Annotated in this window: 24 protein-coding genes; 18 read left to right on the top strand and 6 right to left on the bottom strand. The window is 41.2% G+C overall.

Annotation, left to right across the window (positions count from 1 at the left end):
* Positions 1-3: 3 nt before the first annotated feature.
* The gene (locus tag WDJ61_RS14900; protein ID WP_338751070.1) at positions 4-717 is read right to left on the bottom strand and encodes a FadR/GntR family transcriptional regulator; all 714 of its coding nucleotides are present in this window, start codon (positions 715-717) and stop codon (positions 4-6) included.
* 158 nt (positions 718-875) lie between these two features.
* Between WDJ61_RS14900 and WDJ61_RS14895 the strand changes: the two genes are divergently transcribed.
* The 10 genes from WDJ61_RS14895 to WDJ61_RS14855 all read left to right on the top strand — a co-directional run bounded on the left by WDJ61_RS14895 (position 876) and on the right by WDJ61_RS14855 (position 7,202).
* Complete coding sequence (locus WDJ61_RS14895; RefSeq protein ID WP_413789023.1) at positions 876-2,258, top strand: FAD-binding oxidoreductase; 1,383 nt, start codon at positions 876-878, stop codon at positions 2,256-2,258.
* A gap of 11 nt (positions 2,259-2,269) precedes the next feature.
* Positions 2,270-3,241 carry a bile acid:sodium symporter family protein gene (locus tag WDJ61_RS14890; RefSeq protein WP_338751066.1) on the top strand — a complete coding sequence of 324 codons (972 nt, stop codon included), beginning with the start codon at positions 2,270-2,272 and terminating at the stop codon, positions 3,239-3,241.
* A 204-nt stretch (positions 3,242-3,445) separates the two neighbouring features.
* Complete coding sequence (locus WDJ61_RS14885; protein ID WP_338751064.1) at positions 3,446-3,613, top strand: hypothetical protein; 168 nt, start codon at positions 3,446-3,448, stop codon at positions 3,611-3,613.
* A gap of 80 nt (positions 3,614-3,693) precedes the next feature.
* A complete protein-coding gene (locus WDJ61_RS14880) occupies positions 3,694-3,831 on the top strand; it encodes an acid-soluble spore protein N (RefSeq protein ID WP_094835923.1) in 138 nt (45 codons plus the stop codon).
* A gap of 21 nt (positions 3,832-3,852) precedes the next feature.
* A complete protein-coding gene (locus WDJ61_RS14875; protein WP_338751060.1) occupies positions 3,853-4,110 on the top strand; it encodes a hypothetical protein in 258 nt (85 codons plus the stop codon).
* 215 nt (positions 4,111-4,325) lie between these two features.
* Positions 4,326-4,553, top strand: a complete 228-nt coding sequence (locus WDJ61_RS19130) for a TIGR04104 family putative zinc finger protein (RefSeq protein WP_413789022.1) — start codon at positions 4,326-4,328, stop codon at positions 4,551-4,553.
* Between the two features lie 130 nt (positions 4,554-4,683).
* Positions 4,684-5,544, top strand: coding sequence for an ABC transporter ATP-binding protein (locus WDJ61_RS14870; RefSeq protein WP_338751058.1), 861 nt, complete (start codon positions 4,684-4,686; stop codon positions 5,542-5,544).
* Positions 5,541-6,185 carry an ABC-2 transporter permease gene (locus WDJ61_RS14865; protein ID WP_338751056.1) on the top strand — a complete coding sequence of 215 codons (645 nt, stop codon included), beginning with the start codon at positions 5,541-5,543 and terminating at the stop codon, positions 6,183-6,185. The genes WDJ61_RS14870 and WDJ61_RS14865 overlap by 4 nt, the downstream gene beginning before the upstream one ends.
* Positions 6,186-6,205: 20 nt before the next feature.
* Positions 6,206-6,586 carry a GntR family transcriptional regulator gene (locus WDJ61_RS14860; RefSeq protein ID WP_338751054.1) on the top strand — a complete coding sequence of 127 codons (381 nt, stop codon included), beginning with the start codon at positions 6,206-6,208 and terminating at the stop codon, positions 6,584-6,586.
* A gap of 4 nt (positions 6,587-6,590) precedes the next feature.
* Positions 6,591-7,202, top strand: coding sequence for an ABC-2 transporter permease (locus WDJ61_RS14855; protein ID WP_338751052.1), 612 nt, complete (start codon positions 6,591-6,593; stop codon positions 7,200-7,202).
* Between the two features lie 98 nt (positions 7,203-7,300).
* Here WDJ61_RS14855 and WDJ61_RS14850 read toward each other — a convergent pair whose 3' ends face one another.
* From WDJ61_RS14850 to WDJ61_RS14835, 4 genes are all read right to left on the bottom strand, one after another.
* Positions 7,301-7,480 (bottom strand): hypothetical protein, encoded by a 180-nt coding sequence (locus tag WDJ61_RS14850; protein WP_338751050.1) that lies wholly within the window; start codon positions 7,478-7,480, stop codon positions 7,301-7,303.
* 187 nt (positions 7,481-7,667) lie between these two features.
* Positions 7,668-7,805 carry a YvrJ family protein gene (locus tag WDJ61_RS14845; protein WP_338751048.1) on the bottom strand — a complete coding sequence of 46 codons (138 nt, stop codon included), beginning with the start codon at positions 7,803-7,805 and terminating at the stop codon, positions 7,668-7,670.
* An 81-nt stretch (positions 7,806-7,886) separates the two neighbouring features.
* Entirely contained in the window at positions 7,887-8,105 is a 219-nt protein-coding gene (locus WDJ61_RS14840; RefSeq protein WP_338751046.1) for a DUF2922 domain-containing protein, read from the bottom strand.
* A 16-nt stretch (positions 8,106-8,121) separates the two neighbouring features.
* Entirely contained in the window at positions 8,122-8,337 is a 216-nt protein-coding gene (locus tag WDJ61_RS14835) for a DUF1659 domain-containing protein (protein WP_338751044.1), read from the bottom strand.
* A 183-nt stretch (positions 8,338-8,520) separates the two neighbouring features.
* Between WDJ61_RS14835 and WDJ61_RS14830 the strand changes: the two genes are divergently transcribed.
* Positions 8,521-9,672 carry a polysaccharide deacetylase gene (locus tag WDJ61_RS14830; RefSeq protein WP_338751042.1) on the top strand — a complete coding sequence of 384 codons (1,152 nt, stop codon included), beginning with the start codon at positions 8,521-8,523 and terminating at the stop codon, positions 9,670-9,672.
* Between the two features lie 433 nt (positions 9,673-10,105).
* On the opposite strand, the gene WDJ61_RS14825 is transcribed toward WDJ61_RS14830, so the two are convergent.
* On the bottom strand, positions 10,106-11,776 hold the full coding sequence (locus WDJ61_RS14825; protein ID WP_338751040.1) for a lactate permease LctP family transporter: 1,671 nt from the start codon (positions 11,774-11,776) through the stop codon (positions 10,106-10,108).
* Between the two features lie 256 nt (positions 11,777-12,032).
* Between WDJ61_RS14825 and WDJ61_RS14820 the strand changes: the two genes are divergently transcribed.
* From WDJ61_RS14820 to WDJ61_RS14790, 7 genes are all read left to right on the top strand, one after another.
* Positions 12,033-12,761: a FadR/GntR family transcriptional regulator gene (locus WDJ61_RS14820; RefSeq protein ID WP_338751038.1), complete on the top strand. Its 729-nt coding sequence runs from the start codon at positions 12,033-12,035 to the stop codon at positions 12,759-12,761.
* 239 nt (positions 12,762-13,000) lie between these two features.
* Positions 13,001-13,717 carry a (Fe-S)-binding protein gene (locus WDJ61_RS14815; RefSeq protein ID WP_338751036.1) on the top strand — a complete coding sequence of 239 codons (717 nt, stop codon included), beginning with the start codon at positions 13,001-13,003 and terminating at the stop codon, positions 13,715-13,717.
* 47 nt (positions 13,718-13,764) lie between these two features.
* On the top strand, positions 13,765-15,198 hold the full coding sequence (locus WDJ61_RS14810) for a LutB/LldF family L-lactate oxidation iron-sulfur protein (RefSeq protein ID WP_338751034.1): 1,434 nt from the start codon (positions 13,765-13,767) through the stop codon (positions 15,196-15,198).
* The gene (locus WDJ61_RS14805) at positions 15,198-15,914 is read left to right on the top strand and encodes a lactate utilization protein C (RefSeq protein ID WP_338751032.1); all 717 of its coding nucleotides are present in this window, start codon (positions 15,198-15,200) and stop codon (positions 15,912-15,914) included. Before WDJ61_RS14810 ends, WDJ61_RS14805 begins: the two co-directional genes overlap by 1 nt.
* Positions 15,915-16,580: 666 nt before the next feature.
* A complete protein-coding gene (locus WDJ61_RS14800) occupies positions 16,581-18,953 on the top strand; it encodes a 3-hydroxyacyl-CoA dehydrogenase/enoyl-CoA hydratase family protein (RefSeq protein ID WP_338754815.1) in 2,373 nt (790 codons plus the stop codon).
* 21 nt (positions 18,954-18,974) lie between these two features.
* Positions 18,975-20,150 carry an acetyl-CoA C-acetyltransferase gene (locus WDJ61_RS14795; RefSeq protein ID WP_338751030.1) on the top strand — a complete coding sequence of 392 codons (1,176 nt, stop codon included), beginning with the start codon at positions 18,975-18,977 and terminating at the stop codon, positions 20,148-20,150.
* Positions 20,151-20,174: 24 nt separating this feature from the next.
* Entirely contained in the window at positions 20,175-21,962 is a 1,788-nt protein-coding gene (locus tag WDJ61_RS14790; protein ID WP_338751028.1) for an acyl-CoA dehydrogenase family protein, read from the top strand.
* Positions 21,963-22,406: the final 444 nt, after the last annotated feature.

The raw sequence follows: 22,406 nt of genomic DNA, 5'->3' as shown, positions 1-22,406 counted from the left end.
ACCTCATTCCTGATTTAACAGTGACTCCGCTAATTCTTTTCTAATTTGCGTAATATGTTTCTCCATCAGTTGTTTTGCTTGTTCTGCTTCTCCAGCGGCAATCGCTATGTACATTTCTTTATGTTCCTCAAAGGTGCCTTGAAGCCGTTCAGGGTCAGCTAGGCGCTGTCTTCGAGTGGCACGAATTGTGTCCTGCATATGCTCACTCAGTGTTTGGACCAATTGTAAAAAGATTGAGTTATGAGAAGCACGAACGATACTTAAATGGAAGTTGAGATCAGCTTCTAATCCAAGTTCGACGTCATTTTCAGCAGCTTTCATTTTTTCGATGGCTTGGCGAATGTGTTCTAAGTCTTCAGAAGTGGCTCTTTTAGAAGCCAAGAAGGCACATTCTACTTCAAGTGCACGGCGTAACTCTAACATTTCATAGATGAGTTTATTTTCCGCGTGGATGATCGTTGTGGACAGTTCTTCGCCAAGTAATTGAAACTCCGATGTTTTAATAAAGCTTCCACTGCCTTGTTTAATTTCAATAATTCCTTTGTTCTCCAGTTTTCGTAGCGCTTCTCTTACAGATGTTCGGCTGACATTGAAGCGGCTAGCTAATTCTCTTTCCGTTGGTAGTTTATCTCCTGGCTTTAATTCTTCTGTTAAAAAATATTCTTTTATTTGATCAACAATCATTTGATACGTTTTTTTCTTCGGCTGTGGAATCATGAAATCTCCCCCCTCTTAGTATTTATCTTACAATAGTTTTGTGAAAAATTTTAATAGTTGATTTTTTCAGATAATTTAGTACAATAGAAAAAAGGTTGGACCAATTTAAATTTGGTTAGACCATTAACGGATTATAGATGATGATGGAGGAAATGAAAATGAATACAAAAAAAGAATGGGTCGGAGCTTTACGTGGGGCTCTTTCTGATCAGCAAGTATCAGTCAATGAAACGATTTTAGAACAGCATAGTAAAGATGAATCTTATCATGCGGCGAGCACACCGGATGTGGTCGTTTTTCCAATATCGACGGAACAAGTGAGTGCGGTCATGAAAATCGCTACTGAATATGAGGTGCCAGTCGTACCATTCGGAGTAGGGTCGAGCTTAGAAGGGCATACCATTCCGTATGATCATGGCATAACGATTGATTTTTCGCAAATGAACAAAGTATTAGAAGTAAGAGCAGAAGACTTTCTCGTTCGTGTGCAGCCTGGTGTGACGCGTTCGCAATTGAATAAAGAGTTGAAAAAACATGGCTTGTTTTTCTCCGTTGATCCAGGGGCCGATGCCACGCTTGGAGGAATGGCCGCAACAAATGCTAGCGGGACCACTTCCGTGAAATATGGTGTGATGCGTGATCAAGTGCGTGATCTAGAAGTGGTGCTAGCGGATGGCACCGTGATTCACACAGGTAATTTAGCAGCGAAATCTTCATCGGGCTATCATTTAAATAGTCTGTTTGTTGGTTCGGAGGGGACGTTAGGCTGCTTTACCGAATTAACGCTCCGTGTCTATGGAATTCCGGAATTTATTATGGCGGCCAGATCTTCTTTTCCAACGGTCGATGATGCGGTCGGAGCGGTAGTTGGCATTTTGCAAGCGGGGATTCCGATTGCCCGAGTCGAGCTGGTAGATGAACCGTCGATGAAGCAAGTCAATCTTCATAGCGACACATCGTATAAGGAACAGCCGACGTTATTTTTGGAGTTCCATGGAAATGCAGCAGGCTTAAAGCAAGATGTAGATTTTATGAAGGAAATTGTTGCCGAGTTTCAATGTGAAGAAATTGAATTTGAAACGGACAATGCCGCTCGCGTGCAGCTATGGGAAGCACGCCACAATTTAGCCTACGCTTATGTTCATGGGTATCCGGGGAAAAAGCTAATGGTCACCGATGTCTGTGTACCGATTTCTGAATTAGCAGGAGCGATTCGTTATGCAAGGGAAGAGCTTGATGCGATGGCGCTAATTGGAGGAATTGTTGGACATGTGGGGGATGGTAATTTCCATGTGCTGTTAATGATTGATATGAATGACGAGGAAGAGAAGACAAAAGCCGATGAATTAAATGAAAAAATCGTGATGTATGCGATTGAACGAGGCGGCACTTGTACTGGAGAACATGGTGTTGGGATCGGCAAACAGAAATATCAAGAGAAAGAACATGGAAAGGCCTTGCTTGTCATGGGAAAAATCAAACAAGCGCTTGATCCTCTTACTCTATTAAATCCCAATAAAATATTAAATACGAAGTCATAAGAGGTGAATGTATGAAACTTTTAGAAACAATCAGTAACATTGCTGGAAAATATTTTGCGGTTTGGGTGATTTTAACGGCCTTAATTTCTTTTTTCGTTCCCGCTCCTTTTGTTGTATTCCAAGGATATATCACCATTTTATTAGGTGTTGTTATGTTCGGCATGGGTCTAACGTTAAAAGCTGTTGATTTCAAAATCATCTTAACAAAGCCGCTTCCTGTCATTATCGGCGTGTGTGCCCAATTTATGATTATGCCACTCACTGCATTTGCCATTGCTTATTTGCTGAATTTACCAGCTGAATTAGCCGCAGGACTTGTCTTGCTTGGATCAGTCCCAGGAGGAACCGCTTCGAATGTGATGGTGTATCTTGCGAAAGGAAATGTACCTTTGTCCATTGCGATGACCTCTGTTTCGACTTTGTTGGCACCAGTTGCTACGCCATTTATTTTATTATGGCTAGCTGGTCAATGGATGCCCGTCGATCCAATGGCGATGTTTATGTCGATTATTCAAGTGATCATTATTCCGATTGTGTTGGGCGTCACTGTTAGAAAATTTGTCCCAAGCTTTGTTGATAAAAGCGTCCATGTCATTCCGTTAATCTCCGTACTTGCCATTATGATGATCGTAGCTGCTGTTGTGGCGGGCAACGTGGAAACGCTCGCGTCTGCCGGATTGATTATTTTCATCGCTGTCGTGCTTCATAATGCGTTCGGCCTATTGCTTGGTTATATCACTGCTCGTGTACTTGGTCTCGACGAAAGTACTCGTCGTGCCATTTCCATCGAAGTCGGCATGCAAAACTCCGGCTTGGGCGTCGCCTTAGCTACCGCTCACTTTGGCCCATTAGCAGCCTTGCCTAGCGTGGTTGGGTCAGTTTGGCACAACATCTCTGGCCCGATCCTTGCTACATATTGGTCGAAAAAGCCGGCTAATACAGAGACAGAAGCTCCCGTTCAATTGGAGAGAAATAGAGCGTGACTGGGGATCATTGCTTAATAGCCTATTTGGTATTCCTGTGAATGTATGATCATTCTTTCTCAAAAAATAATCATTTCAACAAAGCAAGAGAGAAACTTTTTAAAGTCTCCCTCTTGCTTTGTTTTTGCTATTGACAATCCATATGCTTCCGTTTATCATATCTAATAGATAATGAAAATCATTATTAATTAGGTGGTGACTCGATTGAAAAAGGTTGTAACACTCATTTTTACCTCCTTCGTCGTTGGATTATGTTGTTATGACATTATGACCGAAAATTTTTATGGTGATCGAGCCACTAGCATAATGATCTTAATAATTATTAGTATACTTCCAGTTGTAAAAGTGATCGAAAAGAAGCGAGCTTCCTAATGCAGGGAGCTTTTTTAAATTGTACTTTAAACAAATATCTCCGAACCAACAGGGCATATTAGTGGTAGGAGGTGATTAGTGTGGGTAATCCAAAAAGAAATAGCAAAGATTTTGCGCCAAATCAATTGGGCACACAGCAAAAGGCAGCCGGCGGAAATAAAGGTCAAAAAATGCAAGACAAATCTGGGAAACAGCCAGATGTGATCAATGGATCATGATACTTACTTGGAGGGAATAACATGAGCCAATCAAATGAGAATCAAATGAAAGAGAACACAGCGGCCAATATTGCCGAAGCAAACGGGCATGCAACGAAAGTCGCGAAGATGGAACAAATGATGAATAACACGATGGACAATATCCACGAGGCAAATGAGTCGCTCGATCATGCAGAAAGCGCGGCGCAAATTGAGAAGATTAAAGCGAATAATGAAAAGCGACAAGAAAGCATCGAAGGTTTTAAGCGCGAAATCCAAGAAGAACAGTCATTTTTATAATATCTAGGGGATGTTCCAAAAGTCTATATCGCAAACTTTTGGGACGATACTTCTTATTTGAAAATACCATTAAATTAGTTTTTTTGCACCTGTCGCTTCGCTTTCGGTGCAGAAAAAGAGCCGTCTCAACTACTTATGAGACGGCTCTTCCTTGTCGATAGAAACTTTTTGCTCGTGCCATACGTATAAGAAGGAAAAGAAAAAAGGGATTACATATGGCTCATTGTCAAAGTTGTCAAAAAAAATGGAACAGGAGAGAGATACTTCGAGCAGGCTTTTCAAAAAACGGCCTCGCTTGTCCATACTGTGGGACTAAGCAATATATTTCTGCCAAAACGACAAACCGACTTACATTAACATATTGGAGTTCGGTTTTTCTGCTTGTTTTATTGAATCTATCGTTTGTGGAGTTAAGTAGTGAGGATGAGCCGTATTGGTGGTGAGTGGAAGACTGCATGAGTAGTCTTCCATTTTTTTGTTGACACATCTGTTCATACTGTTTATATTTAATATATACAGTATGAACAGGTTGAAAAGGAGGGAGAGGGCAGTGGAAGAAGCTGCCTGAATAGGATGGAACATATTTTAGAGGTACAGCACGTATCAAAAACATTTAAGAATTTCAGTTTGGATGATGTCAGTTTATCAGTAAGAAAAGGCTTTATAATGGGATTTATCGGTCCAAACGGGGCGGGGAAATCCACGTTGATTAAATGTATAATGGATTTTATTCCTTATGAGCAAGGAACAATTAAGCTTTTCGGCAAAACACATGCGGAGGCCACGAAGGAGATTAAAGATCGCATCGGCTTTGTAGCAGATGAAAATATTTACTTTGATCATTTAACGATTGAAGCAAATAAAAAAATGGTGGCACCGTTTTATTCGCAGTGGAGTGATTCGACTTTTTACGAGTATTTGGAGAAATTTGGATTAAATCGCAAGCAAAAAGTGAAGAGCTTATCTAAAGGAATGAAAATGAAGCTGGCATTAGCCTTCGCTTTATCGCATGAAGCGGAATTGATTATCATGGATGAGCCAACAGCAGGACTCGATCCGGTTTTTCGTCGAGAGCTTCTTGATATCTTGCTTGAAGTGATTCAGGACGAGAATAAAGCGATTTTTTTCTCTACACATATTACGACGGACCTTGAAAGCATTGCTGATTATATCACGATGATTAACAATGGACGGATCGTTTTTAGCAAGGAAAAAGATGAATTGCTTGACCATTTTCAAATCGTGAAAGGTCCGACCGAAATAGTAGGTGAGGTGAAGTCACACTTGATTCATATTAGAAAAACAAGTGTTGGCTTTGAAGCGTTAACGGAAAAAGGTGCGCTGTTGCGTGAAAAATATGGAGATCGCCTTTCACTTGAAAAGCCGACGCTTGATCAAATTATGTACTTTTTTGTGAAGGAGGGGGTGAAGTGATTCAGCTTGTGATTCGAGAATTGACACTTATTCGACCGATTTTTTATCTAATGTATTCGGCGACAGCACTGATATTATTGCGTTTGGCGATGACGGACGGATATGTGAATATGGGAGCCATTCTGTATGTATTTATACTCTCTTTTTTTTGTGTTATCTCTTTGAGTCAAAGCGATCGGGAACAACCGAGCACTCGTTTTTTAGCTCAATCCTTACCAGTGTGGAGAAAACAACTGGTCGGCGCTCGTTTTTTAGTGAGCATACCAGTGCTTGCGATTAGTTTTATCATTTATATCATTACTGGGGCTGTAATTTCTTTCATCAATATTGGAATCACTGTATCGATGCTAAGTTGGCAAGATGTAGTTGTTATATGCCTGCTTCACTTTGTTGCTAGTTCAATTTATCATATGATGTATTATCGATTTGGCTATTATGTTAGTGGCGTTTTTGGGATGTTTATTATCCTTTTTTCTTGCAGTTTTATGTTTGGCGTTTTAGTGGGGACAGGATTAATGCAAGAGTGTTTATTTTTATTTAGTCAACCGTTATATCTATTAGGAATGTTAGCAGTGACAGGGCTGATCATTGGATTTAGCTACTTACTCTGTGTTCGTTTGTATGAGAAATATCGCTCTTAACGAGGAAAGGAGGGAGGAGGATGGCTTTACATATTCGCATTACGAACAGTGGCGATGAGCCGATCTATGCACAGATTCAGCGACAAATTAAAGAGCAAATTTTGTGCGGTGAACTTCAGGAAAAAACAGCGCTGCCATCGATCCGTAAGCTAGCGAAAGAGTTACAGATTAGTGTGATTACGACGAAAAAAGCGTATGAAGAATTGGAACGAGAGGGTTATATTGAGACATATCCTGGCAAAGGTTCTTACGTATCAGCACAAAACCCTGAATTATTAAAAGAAAAACAATTGAAAATTATTGAAGATCAATTAACCACAGTGGTCAGACAAAGCAAGGCTTTTCAAATGTCTCTTCCTGAATTAACAGAGATGCTTGCTCTAATTTACGAGGAGGAATAAGCAGATGAAAAATTTAATGGTATTAGATATTCAAGGGATGAATCGACTGTTATTATTTATGACTCCATTTATCTTTTTAACGAGTATAACAGCTGGCCATTCGTATCAATTTATCGTGTTTGTATTTGCTGTTTCGGCTTATTATGTCATGATCTCTAATATGCCGGATAAACAAAATCCGGATCGCTCCCTTTTAATTCATACCTTGCCGATCACTCGTACACAAATGGTCGTAGCAAAATATATAGAAGGCTTGATGTGGTTTCTCATCGCAGTTACTGTTTATATCGTAATTGCTGGTGGATTCGGCGGTTTTATCATTGCACCAGTTCCTAAATGGAAGGATGTTATTATCGTATTGAGCATGCTTCTATTTGTGATGAGCGTTTTTTATCCATTGTACTACCGTTGGGGATACTATGTAGCGATCGCCTCAGCTGGTCCCATTATATTAGTATTATTCACTTCAAGTGTCTTTTATCAAAGCTTGCTGCCAAAGTTATTTGACCATTGGCTCGCAACCCCATCATTCTTATACACTCTCTTCAGCTTAGCGATAGTCACTTGCATCATGTCTATGTTTTCATCCATTCGGCTGTTTGAAGCTAATAGGTGAAGTGAGTTTTCTAAAGGAAACAACGAATTGAGGTTGGAGTTCATTCTAACAAGAAACCACTAGGAAGAGAATCATCTCTTCTTAGTGGTTTTTACTCATTATGCCGCTTTTTTGCTGCTTTTTTTCTTAGCCTTCTTGTTAGCTACTTTCTTTTTGTCTGCTTTCTTTGCTGCTTTTTTCTTCGCTAGTTTTTTCTCGGCTTTCTTCTTATCCGCCTTTTTCTTGTCTTTCTTTGTTAATACCTCTTCGATTTTGTTTTTCTTATCTTTTTTAGCCATGTTATATAACACTCCTATTCTATATTTTTGATCATAGCGCTCTATGAAATAGAACGTCTATATATATCAGGATATATTAACCATTTATGGAATGCAAATCATGTGATTATAAAACAATTAACAGAAATGTAAGATTGGAGGTTGTAGGTGAAAAGAGCGTGCTGTTTGGCACGCTCTTTTTACCTTATTACTCCCGCATTTTCTCAGGTAATGTCTGAATCGATTGGATGACCGCATCTAGCTTTGCTTCCATTCGATACAAAAGATAGAAGGTGACCGCGATCGGAAAGCCGACATCTTGAATAAAGGGCAGCAATTGCTCCATTTTGATCCTCCTCACATATAGTGGGAAAGCCAGACTAGCTGACTTTCCCACTTTTTTAATTTCTGCATAGACTGTTAGTGATTACTCGATAACGATGTTTGTGACGGTACGGTCGATTAAGTTGGCTTCTTTAATCGTTACGAATTTTCCGTTTGTTGAGTTAAAGACATTGGCGGCAATGATCGCCTCCATCGATTGTTTCACTAGGGCAGGGTCTACCGGTTCTTTCGGATAGTCAAGTGTTAAAGATGCTGTTTTGCCCAGGTCAGTAGTGAAGTGTAGTTGCAGTGTCTTAGCCATTTTTTATAGCCTCCTATTAGTTAATTTCTGATAAATCGTTGCGGACGATCATGACCATTGGTTTTTCCACTAAAGCAGCAATCGCTTGAGACGCAGTTTGTAAATTAGTAGCTGTAGCCATTTCATCGATGTTGGAGAATGTTTTTGACTTAAGAATAGGTTGTCCCTTTGTATCAACTCCATGGTTAAACACTAGGCGTAAAGTGGATTTTGATAGCATTGTTTCTGCCATGTTGATCACCTCCTTTCACCCTCTATATAGAAAGAAAGGAGCAAAAAGGACACCTTACAAAAAAAATAATAGATCTCGTCACTATTTTGTTATTTTTGTAACACAATCGTAATATTTCGTGTATAATGTCAGAAAGAGAATCATATATTACTAGTTTTTTATAGAGAAAAGGGGTTGGAAGAAATGAGAAAATGGGCTTCAGCGGTCTTTTTTTGTGTCATGATGTTTGCTTTTGGTGGAACCGTTTTGGGAGCAACGCAAGAAAAAGGGATTTATCTTGGGCTTCATGACAAGATGCTGCCTTTTGCGAAAGGAGAGGCCTTTATTGTCAATGGTCAGGCGGTAGCACCAATGGCAAAGCTTAACAAAGCTTTATATGTCAAGCAATCATTTAATCAGGTGGATGGTACATATACACTAGAGAAACATGGAAAAAAGCTTATTTTTAATGCATCAACAAAAGAAGCTTCTTTCAATGGGAAAAAGACAACGCCTGCTATTATTTATATGAAAAATAATGAAATGTATATTGGGGTTCGCTGGGTTGCCGATCATTTTGGGTTAAAAACGGATTATTTAAGTGCACATCAAACAGTGCGTATTTATTCACCTCAAGGAGCGAAATTATCGAATGAAGAATTCATTCAAGCGAATCAATCGTTCTTTCATCCAAAAGCGCCAAAGCCGAATCCAAATCCGCCATCAAAGAAGCCGATTGCTTATGTAACGTTTGATGATGGCCCGAGTGTTTACTCGGCAAGTATTTTAAACACGTTAGCGGCCCATAAGGCAAAAGCGACATTTTTCTATATAGAGCCAAACGTTCGTAAATATTCTACTTCTGCGAAAAAAGCTGCTAAAGATGGTCATTATCTTGGTCTTCATAGCGTAACGCATCAAGTGAATCGGTTATATCGATCGCCACAAAGTTTTATGAGTGAAATGAATCAAACGCAACAAACAGTCAAACAAGTAACAGGACAATCGTCTGTTTTGATTCGCGCCCCATATGGAAGCAAACCTTATTTAAAACAGCCTTACCGTAACGCTATGGCGCAAAAAGGGTATCGTTTATGGGATTGGGATGTAGACAGTTTAGATTGGAAGCATAGCCCTAGCACGAAAAATCAAATTTTACAAAATGTAAAAGCAGGTGTACAGCAACAAAAGAAAAGAGGCGATCAGAATGTCGTGATCCTCATGCATGAGAAGAAAGCGACTGCAGAGATTTTGCCCGCGATACTAGATTATTTGAAAAAAGAAGGATATGACTTACAAGCGTATAATCCATCTGCTCATGTCACACAAAACTTTTGGAAAGATGGAAGACTTTAATTAGATTACAATAGAAAAAAGCTGCCTTTAACAGGTAGCTTTTTTCTGTGTGGTGTTTTATCTTTCGCTCAAGGTCAAAAGTCAAGCCAGCTAAAAGGTTAAAGTACGACCTTTCAGCTGGCTCATCTTTTGCTTGTCGTGTCTAAACAGTCGGCTCCGCTTTTCTATTGTCTAGCTCCGCCTCCTAGACACTCGAGTCAAATAACCTGCCACTTACAAGACTGTCGTCTTTTCAGCGTCAGAACATTTGCTTGTCGTGTCTAAACAGTCGGCTCCGCTTTTCTATTGTCTAGCTCCAGGCGCCAGCGACTAGTGGACTTTCACGATCCTCCTTGCGATAAGTCAACATCGATTCACTGACGTTCATCGTGTTTCCTTTATCTCGTGCAGATCGCTCCAGTCCATACGTCGCTAAACGGCACCTTCCGCTTTCCTATGGCACCATCCAGCTTAGTACGTTGGATTGGAGGAAGGTGATGATGCCGACGATGGTGACTAAGATGAAGCTGTGTTTGACGGTGAAGCGGAATAGGTCAGATTCTTTTCCGGCTAGTCCAACGGCACCACAGGCAACAGCGATGGATTGTGGGGAAATCATTTTTCCAGTTACCCCACCAGATGAGTTGGCCGCTACCGCAAGTAATGGATCCATTCCGACAGATTCGGCGGTTACTTTTTGCAAGTTACCAAACAATAGGTTGGCTGATGTATCGGAACCTGTGATGAATACGCCGAGCCAGCCAAGGAATGGAGAGAAAAACGGGAATAGGAATCCAGTTTTTGCGACGACTAACCCAAGTGTAGTGGTCATTCCTGACGCATTTGTCACATAGGCGAAGGCCACGACACTTGAGATTGTTAAAATTGGAAACTTCAATTCATTCATTGTTTCTCCCAATGTTTTGATCCATTCAGACCAAGAAATCTTAACGATATATTTACTAACAACCGCAGCAATTAAAATAGCTGTACCTGATGCACCAAGAATTTCTAATTTATAAATAGCAGGAAGTGGTTCGCCATCTGCATTCAAAATGTGATTGTGTAAAAATGGTACTTCCGGTGCGAAAGTGAAGGCACTGCCGATGGAATTAATTGCTGATAATAAGCTGTTCGATCCTTCATAATGCCCGGTTAACGCTAATTTAATAGAAGGAATTCCCCAGACAGAAATGAACCCGGTCAGAATGAGGAAAGGTGACCATGCTTTGAAAATTGTACCAGCTGAGTGTTTCGGAACTTCTTGATGTTGAGCGTTTTGATCTTCATGATCAAAACGATAAATGGTTTTTGGTTTCCAGAATTTTAAGAAAATAGCTAGAGCAAGTAAAGATACAAGAGCTGATAAAATGTCTGGTAGCTCTGGGCCTAAGAAGTTAGAACTTAAATATTGAGTAACAGCAAAGGAAATTCCGGATACTAAAATAGCGGGAAGAACTTCTTTGGCTCTTTTAAATCCAGCTATTATAACAACTAAATAAAATGGAATAAATGCGGATAAGAACGGTAATTGTCTTCCGACCATTTTCGATACTTCCATAGCAGGGATACCTGTTGGCCCTTCTACAGCAATAATTGGAATCCCAACGGCTCCAAAGGCAACTGGTGCGGTATTAGCAATTAAGCAAAGACCAGCGGCATAAAGTGGGTTAAAACCAAGGCCAACTAACAGCGCTGCTGAAATAGCGACGGGTGCACCAAATCCTGCTGCTCCTTCAAGGAAAGCACCAAAAGAGAACGCAACAAGCAAGGCTTGCAAACGACGATCCTCTGTAATCGTTAAAACGGAATCACGAATAATGTCAAATTGTCCTGTTTTTACCGTCAGTTTATACAAAAAGACGGAGGTAATAATGATCCAGCCGATGGGCAGTAATCCGTATACAGCTCCTTGACTGGCAGATAACAAGGAAAGTGAAACCGGCATTTTGTAAGCGATTGCAGAAAGGGCAAGAGAAATAGCTAACGTGATTAAACCGGCTTTGTGTCCTTTCATTCGTTTGACAGCAAGTGCCCAGAAGAAGAAAACAATCGGAATTAAAGCCACGAGTGCAGATAAACCTAAGCTGTCTGCAATAGGAGTGAAGTGTTGTTGATATTGCATAAAAAGGCCTCCTAACTGTTTTTTGTGAATAGTCAGATTAAATGAAGTTAGGATCATCTGATGACCAAATGAAATGATGATCCATCTGATAAAGTATTATAGGGTCTGTTGTCGAAAAAAACAATACAAATGTTACTAATTTGTGAAAAAAAGAAAAATATATTGACTTTATTTATAGTGGTGAAAATAAATTTATCAAGCAAAGTTGAAATTTTCGTTTATAATAATTGTATTAGTACAGTTAGAGGTGAAACCGGTGCAATATAAAAAAATTAAACCGAAAAAGATATATGAAGAAGTAGCAGAGGCTCTTTTAGATTCGATTCGTTCCGGAGCATTAAAGCCGGGCGACAAACTAGATTCGGTTCAACAATTAGCAGAAAATTTTCATGTTGGACGTTCAGCCATCCGAGAAGCATTAACTTCTTTGCGAGCGATGGGACTGATTGAAATGCGTCAAGGAGAAGGAACGTATGTGAAAGGTTTCTCTCCTTCTGGTATTGCCTATCCAATTCAAAATGCTTTATTAATGAATAAAGATGATCTTTTTCATTTGATGGAGGTTCGGAAGCTTCTTGAAGCAGGGGTGGCATTTAGTGCAGCCGAAAAACGTACGGAAGAAGATCTTTTAAAAATTCGTTGGGCGCTTGAAGAGATGAAACATCATTCTAATCCGGTAGAGTTAGGGGATGAAGCGGATCTTGTTTTTCATTTGGCGATTGCTGAAGCAACAGGCAACCCGCTATTGCTTAGCTTAATGAACCATGTATCTGATCTAGTGTCAGAGTCGATGAAGGAGACGCGTCGAATTTGTCTTTATTCAGAAATGACGACATTTGATCAATTGAATGAAGAACACGAAGCCATTTTCCAAGCTATTGAGGAAAGGAATCCAGAAAAAGCGCGGTTAGAAATGAATGCGCATATTCATAATGTAGAAAACATCTTGAGGGAATATATGAATGAAGCAGAGAAAGTTAAATGATTTTATTTGGTAAGGTAGTTAGCTGGTGCTAACTACCAATTTCCCAGTTTTTCTGCGATTTTTTCCATTTTAAATAAAAAAAATATTTCGGCATTTGAAAAAAACTTCAAAAACAGTTTCTATTGTAGTATGATACTTTTTATTAGTGAAGGTCATCTGATGACCAGTTCTCTGGATAGGCATTCCTTTTTAACAAAATTTGGGGAGTGCCTGTCACTTTTAAAAAAGAGGTGTTCAACATGAAAGTTGCTTTGTTTGCTACGTGTCTTGTAGATATGTTTCAGACGGATGTGGGAAAGGCGACGGTTGAGATTTTAGAACGTTTAGGCTGTGAGGTGGAGTTTCCAGAGAGTCAAGTATGCTGTGGACAACCAGCTTATAACAGTGGCTATGTAGAAGCGTCTAAAGGTGCGATGAAGAAAATGATCGAAACCTTTGAAAACTCAGAGTACGTAGTGTCACCGTCCGGCTCATGTATAACCATGTTCAAGGAGTATCCGCATGTATTTAAAGGAGATCCTGTTTGGGAGCCGCGTGCGAAGAAATTAGCAGAAAAATCGTATGAATTCACTCAATTCATTGTCGATGTATTAAAGGTAGAAGACTTAGGGGCGAAATTGCCTGGAAAAGCCACTTACCATACATCTTGTCATATGACTCGTCTTCTTGGTGTGAAAGATGCACCGATGACTCTTTTGAAAAACGTTGAAGGATTAGAATTTATTCCGCTGCCAAATGCGCATAATTGCTGTGGTTTTGGTGGAACGTTCTCTGTGAAAATGGGACAAATTTCTGAACAAATGGTAGATGAAAAAGTAGCCAGTGCAGAAAAAGTAGAAGCGGATTATTTAATTGGAGCGGATTGCGGTTGCTTAATGAATATTGGCGGACGCATGGAGCGTAAAGGGAAACCTATTCGCGTAATGCATATTGCAGAAGTATTGAATAGCCGCTGATATCTTAGGTGAACGATAGAAAAATCGAAAGAAAGAGGTGACGTTCAATGGCAATGAAATTTGGATCGGATGACTTTAAAGGACGCGTCAAAGAGAAAATGAATGACACGTTTATGAGAGGAGCCGTTGCGGGTGCGCAAGAACGTTTGCGAACTCGTCGTCTTGATGCTGCTGAAGAGCTTGGCAATTGGGAAGACTGGCGCTCTCACGGGGAAGAAATTCGCCAGCATGTGCTAGAGAACTTAGACTATTATTTACACCAATTAAGTGAAAATGTAACAAAACGTGGTGGACATGTATTTTTTGCGGAAACAGCTGAAGAGGCAAACGAATACATTACAAGCATCGCGAAGAAAAAGAATGCGAAAAAAGTCTTAAAGGCAAAGTCCATGGTGACAGAGGAAATCGGTATGAATGGCGCGCTTGAAGATATCGGTTGTGAAGTAATCGAGACCGACCTTGGAGAGTACATTCTACAAGTGGACGATCATGATCCACCATCTCATATCGTGACACCAGCTCTTCATAAAAATAAAGAGCAAATTCGTGATGTATTTACGGAGAAATTAGATTATAAATTAACATCAAAACCAGAAGAGCTTGCGTTGCATGCACGTAAAACGTTAAGAAAAGACTTTTTAACAGCTGATATCGGCGTTACAGGCTGTAACTTCGCGATCGCTGAATCTGGTTCTATCAGTTTTGTGACAAATGAGGGAAATGCTCGTCTTGTTACTACCATTCCAAAAACACAAATTACTGTGATGGGAATGGAGCGTATTGTCCCAACACATGAAGAGTTTGAAGTACTTGTTAGCTTATTAACACGCAGTGCGGTTGGACAAAAACTGACAAGCTACGTAACAGCTTTATCCGGTCCTCGTGAAGAGGGTGACGTGGATGGACCAGAAGAGTTCCATTTAGTTATTGTTGATAACGGCCGTTCGAAAATTTTAGGAACAGAATTCCAATCTGTCCTTCAATGTATCCGTTGTGCGGCTTGTATTAACGTATGTCCGGTATATCGTCACATCGGCGGTCATTCTTATGGCTCTATTTACTCAGGTCCGATCGGCGCGGTACTTTCTCCACTACTTGGCGGATATGATGATTTTAAAGAGCTTCCTTATGCGTCGACTCTATGTGCGGCTTGTTCCGAAGCTTGTCCGGTGAAAATCCCGTTACATGAATTGCTTCATAAACATCGCCAAGTCATCGTTGAAAAAGAAGGACGCGCGCCAATTTCTGAAAAATTAGCGATGAAAGCATTTGGACTAGGAGCAGCTTCTAATCCATTGTATGGTATGGGATCAAAAATGGCGTCGACTGTGATGAAACCATTTACGAAAAACGATCGTATTTCTAACGGTCCAGGACCGCTAAAAGCATGGACAGAACTGCGTGAGTTCCCAGCACCAGATAAGCAGCGACTTCGCGACTGGTATAAAGAACATCAAAAAGAGAAAGGAGGCGACAAATAATGGCAGGAACGATTCATAACCGTGATTCTTTTTTAGCCAATATCGCCTCAAGTCTTGGAAGAGAAAGAAAAGAAAAGGTGGAGCGTCCAAAATGGAAGTTCCAGCCTCAGCATGAAGTATTAAAGGATGCTACTCAAGACGAGCTTGTTGAAGTATTGCGTGAGCAGTGTAAAAACATTCATACAGACTTCATTGAAACATCATTTGCCGATCTTGTGAAGACTCTGTCTGAGAAAGTAGATGCCTATGGCGGCGGACCGATTTCTTTATGGAATGACGAGCGCTTTGATGAATTTGGCTTATCCAAGTTAATTCAAGAAACGTGGCCAGCAGAAAATAAAGAAGTAAATGTCTGGGATCCAGCATTAGGTCAAAAAAATATCGATGATGCTGAAAAAGCGAATATCGGTATTACATTTAGCGATATGACATTAGCAGAATCAGGCACAGTGGTGTTACTTAGCAGCAAAGAGAAAGGCCGCTCTGTCAGCCTTCTGCCGCATAAGTATATTGCGATTGTTCCAAAAAGCACAATCGTGCCCCGCATCACACAAGCTGCACAAGCGATCAGCCGAAAAGTACAAGCTGGTGAACTAGCGCCGTCATGTATAAACTACATTACGGGACCAAGTAACTCAGCCGATATCGAAATGAACCTTGTTGTTGGTGTACACGGCCCTGTAAAGGCTGCTTATATTATCGTAAATGATAAGTAAAAAAAGCTTCTTTTATTAATTGATGATTTGCTAATTATCAATAAAAAAACGGACTCGTCTAAAAAGATGAGTCCGTTTTTTGCATGGGTTAAACAGCTGTTTCCGCTTTTCCTTGTCCAGCTCCAACAGCTAGACTCTCGGACATAAGTCAGCACGTCTGTGTGGCACAGAACGCCACTTCGACGATCTGCCTTATGTCTGCCGAGTCTAAACAGCTGTTTCCGCTTTTCTGATCACTTCTTCAGTATGGCATAGGATCTGATCATGGATCCGACAAACATGATGAGGGAGCCGCTGAGTAGCATTTTTTGGAATGTGGGTTTAGTGATCATATCTAATGGATAAAGCAGGCTTCCAAGAATCAGTAAGATCCCGATAGCTGTTAATATCCAGCTGAATTTTTTCATTTATTTTCACCTTCATTTCAATCGATTGTAAGTCCATTATATCTTGAATCGCTTATGATAGACGAATTTATTTTTTGACGTTTTGAATGGGGCGAAAAAAGGTATGGAGTAATAAAATAGTAAGAGCGCTAAAAATAAAAAGTTAGAAAATTTATATTTTTTAGTCTCTTTATCGTTGCACCATTTTGTTAATTGGGTTATATTAGAAGCATAAACAATGAATGAGTATTCATTCAAGGGGGAGAAGGGGGAAATCATGTTGGTTCAGCACATTCAAAAAGCGGCTGTTCTTGGATCAGGTGTGATGGGTTCTGGAATCGCTGCACATTTAGCGAACATTGGCATACCATCGATTTTGTTAGATATTGTTCCGCGGGACTTGTCGAAGGAAGAGGAAGCGAAGGGGTTAACGTTGAACGATCGCCAGGTGCGTAATCGTTTTTCAGAAGGAGCTTTGAAGAAGCTATTAAAACATAAACCAGCACCGCTTACATCTAAAAAGAACCTCTCGCTAATTACCGCAGGCAACTTAGAAGATGATTTAGACCAATTGCAGGATGTGGACTGGATCATTGAAGTCGTCGTTGAAAACCTTGAAGTGAAAAAACAAGTGTTTGAAACAATAGAAAAGTATCGCAAGCCAGGAAGCATCGTTAGCTCGAATACATCAGGTATTTCGATTGAAGCAATGGCAGCTGGATGCTCAGAAGACTTTCGCAAGCATTTTCTAGGGACGCATTTCTTCAATCCACCTCGTTATTTAAAACTATTAGAAGTAATTCCAACAAAAGATACAGCTCCAGAAGTATTAGAATACATGAAAACTTTCGGGGAAGATACGCTTGGTAAAGGCGTCGTTCTTGCAAAAGATACACCGAATTTCATCGGCAACCGCATTGGAGTTTACGGTTTATTGAAAACGGTTCAAGAAATGTTGGCATCGGGGCTAACACCTGGAGAAGTCGATTCGATTACCGGCCCATTGATTGGCCGTCCGAAAAGTGCGACTTTCCGAACGCTTGATGTTGTTGGTCTTGACACATTCATTCATGTAGCGGACAACGTGTATGAGCAAGTAGAAGGGGAAGAAAAGCAAGTATTTGAAGTCCCAGAATTTATGAGAAAAATGCGTGAAAACGGCTGGATTGGAGCAAAGAGCGGTCAAGGCTTTTTCAAAAAAGAAGGTAAAACCGTTTTAGAATTACATCCAGAAACGATGGAATATAGCGAGCAGAAAAAGTTAGCGGCCGCTTCGATTGAGATGGCGAAGCAGCAAAAAGGCACAGCAGCCAAATTGAAATCGCTTGTTTATGCGAATGACAAGGCTGGTCAATTTTTATGGAAAATTATCGCTCCTGTTCTGGTGTATTCCGCTGAACTAACAGGGGAAATTGCCGATGACATATTAGCGATTGACCAGGCAATGAAATGGGGCTTTGGCTGGAGTCAAGGACCGTTTGAAATGTGGGATGCGATCGGTGTCGAAAAATCCATAGAGAAAATGGAAGCAGAGGGGTTAAGCGTCCCTGCTTGGGTAAAAGAGATGCTAGCAAACGGAAATACATCTTTTTACCAAGAGGACAGCTTTTATAATAAAGGCGAGTATAAAACCATCCCGGTCAATCCTAAAGTGATCGATTTGAAAAAGCTAAAGAAGCAAGGAAACGTGATAAAAAGCAATAGCGGTGCTAGCTTAATTGACATTGGAGATGGCGTGGCATTGCTTGAGTTCCATTCTAAAAGCAACGCCATTGGCATGGACATCGTGCAGATGATGGACTACGCGGTGGATGAAGTAGAGAAAAATTATAAAGGGCTTGTGATCGGCAACCAAGGCAAGAACTTCTGTGTTGGTGCAAATCTTGCGATGATCTTAATGGAAGTGCAGGATGATAATTTATGGGATGTAGAAATGGTCGTGAAAGGCTTCCAACAAGTGGCGATGAAAGTTAAATATAGCTCGAAACCAGTGGTGGCTGCTCCATTTGCAATGACGCTTGGCGGTGGCGCAGAGGTCTGTTTGCCAGCCGCTCACATTCAAGCGAGCACAGAAACGTATATGGGATTAGTGGAGGTCGGTGTTGGGCTAATCCCTGGTGGTGGAGGAAATAAAGAACTCTACATTCGACATTTAGAGCAAATGGCCAATGGTGTACAACTGGACTTGCAAAATGTCGCGAACAAAGTGTTTGAAATGATTGCAATGGCGAACGTATCCACATCAGGTGAAGAGGCTCGTGAAAATAATTTCTTATTCAAAGCAGATGGGGTAAGTGTTAATCCAGATCATCTTCTACACGATGCGAAACAGGCGGCACTTTATTTATATGAAAGTGGATATACACCACCGAAAAGAAAGAACATCCCGGTCGTTGGTGAATCTGGCTATGCGATGCTGTTATTAGGTGCACAATCCATGCTGAAATCTGGCTATATTTCTGAGCATGATTTAAAAATTGCTCAAAAGCTAGCTTATGTGATTGCGGGTGGAAAGCTCCCATTTGGCACAGAAGTCGATGAACAATACTTACTAGATTTAGAGCGTGAGGCTTTTTTAAGCTTATGTAAAGAGCCGAAAACACAGCAGCGTATGCAGCATATGCTCGCCAAAGGAAAGCCATTACGTAACTAATTTGCAAGGGGGAGAAGGGGAATGAAGGAAGCGGTCATTGTAGCGGGTGCAAGAACACCAGTCGGTCGTGCGAAAAAGGGAACGTTAGCAACCGTTCGTCCAGACGATCTCGGAGCAATTGCGGTAAAAGAAACGTTAAAACGCGCAGGAAATTATGAAGGAGAAATTGACGATTTAATTATCGGTTGTGCGATGCCAGAAGCAGAGCAAGGAATGAATATGGCTCGAAATATCGGCGCTCTTGCTGGGGTACCTTACACCGTACCGGCCATTACAATCAATCGTTACTGCTCTTCTGGTTTACAATCGATCGCTTTTGCGGCGGAGAGAATTATGACTGGTCAAGCAGAGACGATTATTGCTGGCGGAGCAGAGTCGATGAGCATGGTGCCGATGATGGGCCATGTCGTCCGGCCGAATATTTGGATTGCGGAAAATGCACCAGAATACTATATGAGCATGGGGCATACAGCAGAAGAAGTAGCAAAGAAATATGGTATTTCTCGCGAAGAGCAAGATGCTTTTGCCGTTCGCAGTCATGAGCGTGCCGCAAAAGCCATAGCTGAAGGGAAATTTGTTGATGAAATTGTCCCGGTGGATGTCACGCTTCGCGGTGTCGGAGCAGACCATAAATTAGTAGAGAAGCAGATTAAGTTTGGACAGGACGAAGGGGTACGTCAAGGAACAAGCATGGAAACTCTGGCAAAGCTACGTCCTGCTTTTTCTACAACGGGTACAGTAACGGCAGGGAACGCTTCGCAAACAAGTGATGGAGCGGCAGCTGTGATGGTAATGGAACGTGAAAAAGCCGAGTCACTTGGACTAAAACCAATGGCTAAATTCCGTTCATTTGCCGTTGGTGGTGTACCTCCAGAAATTATGGGGGTTGGTCCGATTGTCGCCATTCCGAAAGCGTTGAAGCTTGCCGGACTAGATCTATCGGATATCGGGTTAATCGAATTAAATGAAGCCTTTGCTTCTCAATCGATTCAAGTCATTCGTGAACTTGGTTTAGATGAAGAAAAAGTCAATGTCAACGGGGGAGCCATTGCTCTTGGTCATCCACTTGGCTGTACGGGAGCCAAATTAACATTGTCTTTAATTCATGAGATGAAACGACGTCAGGAACAATTTGGGATTGTGACGATGTGTATTGGTGGAGGAATGGGAGCCGCTGGGGTATTTGAGTTATTGTAATCAACTAAACAGGGGGAAAAGCATATGACTAATCAAACGGAAAAGCAAGCTGTTAAAGGTGGAGCATTTTTAATCGAGGATATTTCGTATGATCGCGTATTTACGCCGGAGGACTTTTCTGACGAACAAAAAATGATTGCAAAAACAACGGAAGAGTTTGTCATGAACAGTGTATTACCGCAAGTGCCTTATTTGGAAAAGCATGAATTCGAACGCTCCGTGAAATTGCTTCATGAAGCAGGAGAACTCGGATTGCTAAGCGCGGACGTGCCAGAGGAATATGGTGGTTTAAGCTTAGATAAAATCAGTGCCGCTTTAATTGCAGAGAAAATGGCGGTAGCTGGGGGCTTCTCAATTACGCATGGTGCCCATGTTGGAATCGGCTCATTACCTATCGTCTTATTCGGAAATGAGGAGCAAAAGCAAAAATATTTACCGGTATTAAGCACAGGAGAAAAAATCGCCGCTTACGCCTTAACGGAGCCAGGTTCAGGATCAGATGCATTAGGTGCCAAAACAACGGCAAAATTGAACGAAGCCGGTACTCATTATGTGTTAAATGGGGAGAAGCAATGGATTACCAACGCAGGATTTGCTGATGTATTCGTTGTGTATGCCAAAATTGATGGCGATAAATTCTCTGCTTTTATCGTAGAAAAAGAATTCCCAGGCGTATCCACTGGTGCGGAAGAAGATAAAATGGGGATCAAGAGTTCTTCGACGCGAACATTAATTTTACAAGATGCAGAAGTGCCGAAAGAAAACTTGCTTGGTGAAGTTGGTCGCGGCCATGTGATCGCTTTTAACATTTTAAATATTGGTCGTTACAAGCTTGGGGTTGGCACGGTAGGTAGCTCAAAGCGTGCACTGGAAATCACAGTGAAATATGCGAATGAACGCAAGCAGTTCAACACACCAATCTCTTCTTTTAACTTAACGAAAGAGAAGTTCGCTACAATGGGTGCGAAACTATATGCGAGTGAAAGCGCGATCTACCGCACAGTCGGCTGTTTCGAAGACCGCATGAGCCAACTATCTGAAGAAGAACAAAAGAATGGAATGGCGATTTCAGGATCCATTGCTGAATACGCTATTGAGTGTTCATTAGGAAAATTCTTCGGTTCAGAAGTGCTTGATTATATGGTAGATGAGGGCGTACAAATTCATGGAGGCTACGGCTTCATGGAAGAGTATGAAATCGCTAGAATGTATCGCGATTCCCGTATTAATCGCATATTCGAAGGAACGAACGAGATCAATCGTTTAATCGTGCCAGGCACATATGTCCGAAAAGCACTTAAAGGCGAATTGCCATTATTAGAAAAAGCGCAACAGCTACAAGGCGAATTGATGATGCTAATGCCAGAAGAAGTTGGTACAGAGCCATTAGCACAAGAAAAATATTTAGTGAAAAACGCGAAGAAAATTGGATTGCTCGCGGCCGGTTTAGCTGTTCAAAAATACGGTAAAGCACTTGAGAAGGAACAGGAAGTACTAGCCAATATCGCTAATATCGTTAACCTCGTGTACGCCATGGAATCAGCTGTCCTGCGTACAGAAAAAGCGATCGCCAACGTGGGCGAAGAGAAAGGCAAGCAAAAATTACTTTACACACAAATCTTCTGCCAAGAAGCATTTGACGAAATCGAAGCACACGCCAAAGAAACATTGATTACAGTAGAAGAAGGAGACAATCTCCGTATGATGCTATCCGCTTTACGTAAACTAACACGCTATACACCAATCAACATTATCGCTAAGAAACGTGAAGCTGCTGAAAAACTCATTAGCGCTGAAAAATACATTGTATAATTTGGCTAACACCCGCTGTCATGGCGGGTGTTCTTTGTGTTGTTTGGGGGTGAATTGGTCGGGTTTGGCACGAAATCAGTCGCGAGTCGTTCATGATTAGTCGGGAAATAGAAAAAATCAGTCGCTCCGGATCAGCAATCGGTCGCGGGGGTGTCCGCCGTCCCAAGGGTCACAGAAAATACGCCGCCCGAGAGATACGATCAGTCGAAATGAGTAGCTAATCAGGCGGTAGTTGCTTGTAATCAGTCGCCATTCCCTTATAATCGGGCGGGAGAATGAAAAAATCAGTCGCTCCGAACCATCAATCGGTCGCGGGGGTATCCACCGTTCCCAGGGTTACAGAAAATACGCCGCCCGAGAGCCCAATCAGTCGAAGTGAGTAGTTAATCAGTCGGTTATTGCTTGTAATCAGTCGCCATTTCCTCATAATCGGGCGGAAATAGA

The organism is Bacillus sp. FJAT-52991 (assembly GCF_037201805.1).
GTDB lineage: Bacteria > Bacillota > Bacilli > Bacillales > Domibacillaceae > Bacillus_CE > Bacillus_CE kandeliae.
Note: the sequence above shows the minus strand (reverse complement) of the source record. Positions and strands in the feature narration are given on the sequence as shown.

What these genes read in the sequence shown, in the direction of transcription:
- WDJ61_RS14890 (WP_338751066.1), top strand. Translation starts at nt 2,270, where the DNA reads ATGAAACTTTTAGAAACAATCAGTAACATTGCTGGAAAATATTTTGCG.
- WDJ61_RS14830 (WP_338751042.1), top strand. Translation starts at nt 8,521, where the DNA reads ATGAGAAAATGGGCTTCAGCGGTCTTTTTTTGTGTCATGATGTTTGCT.
- WDJ61_RS14825 (WP_338751040.1), bottom strand. Translation starts at nt 11,776, where the DNA reads ATGCAATATCAACAACACTTCACTCCTATTGCAGACAGCTTAGGTTTA.
- WDJ61_RS14815 (WP_338751036.1), top strand. Translation starts at nt 13,001, where the DNA reads ATGAAAGTTGCTTTGTTTGCTACGTGTCTTGTAGATATGTTTCAGACG.
- WDJ61_RS14855 (WP_338751052.1), top strand. Translation starts at nt 6,591, where the DNA reads ATGAAAAATTTAATGGTATTAGATATTCAAGGGATGAATCGACTGTTA.
- WDJ61_RS19130 (WP_413789022.1), top strand. Translation starts at nt 4,326, where the DNA reads ATGGCTCATTGTCAAAGTTGTCAAAAAAAATGGAACAGGAGAGAGATA.
- WDJ61_RS14845 (WP_338751048.1), bottom strand. Translation starts at nt 7,805, where the DNA reads ATGGAGCAATTGCTGCCCTTTATTCAAGATGTCGGCTTTCCGATCGCG.
- WDJ61_RS14870 (WP_338751058.1), top strand. Translation starts at nt 4,684, where the DNA reads ATGGAACATATTTTAGAGGTACAGCACGTATCAAAAACATTTAAGAAT.
- WDJ61_RS14835 (WP_338751044.1), bottom strand. Translation starts at nt 8,337, where the DNA reads ATGGCAGAAACAATGCTATCAAAATCCACTTTACGCCTAGTGTTTAAC.
- WDJ61_RS14860 (WP_338751054.1), top strand. Translation starts at nt 6,206, where the DNA reads ATGGCTTTACATATTCGCATTACGAACAGTGGCGATGAGCCGATCTAT.
- WDJ61_RS14850 (WP_338751050.1), bottom strand. Translation starts at nt 7,480, where the DNA reads ATGGCTAAAAAAGATAAGAAAAACAAAATCGAAGAGGTATTAACAAAG.
- WDJ61_RS14795 (WP_338751030.1), top strand. Translation starts at nt 18,975, where the DNA reads ATGAAGGAAGCGGTCATTGTAGCGGGTGCAAGAACACCAGTCGGTCGT.
- WDJ61_RS14900 (WP_338751070.1), bottom strand. Translation starts at nt 717, where the DNA reads ATGATTCCACAGCCGAAGAAAAAAACGTATCAAATGATTGTTGATCAA.
- WDJ61_RS14895 (WP_413789023.1), top strand. Translation starts at nt 876, where the DNA reads ATGAATACAAAAAAAGAATGGGTCGGAGCTTTACGTGGGGCTCTTTCT.
- WDJ61_RS14840 (WP_338751046.1), bottom strand. Translation starts at nt 8,105, where the DNA reads ATGGCTAAGACACTGCAACTACACTTCACTACTGACCTGGGCAAAACA.
- WDJ61_RS14875 (WP_338751060.1), top strand. Translation starts at nt 3,853, where the DNA reads ATGAGCCAATCAAATGAGAATCAAATGAAAGAGAACACAGCGGCCAAT.
- WDJ61_RS14810 (WP_338751034.1), top strand. Translation starts at nt 13,765, where the DNA reads ATGGCAATGAAATTTGGATCGGATGACTTTAAAGGACGCGTCAAAGAG.
- WDJ61_RS14805 (WP_338751032.1), top strand. Translation starts at nt 15,198, where the DNA reads ATGGCAGGAACGATTCATAACCGTGATTCTTTTTTAGCCAATATCGCC.
- WDJ61_RS14790 (WP_338751028.1), top strand. Translation starts at nt 20,175, where the DNA reads ATGACTAATCAAACGGAAAAGCAAGCTGTTAAAGGTGGAGCATTTTTA.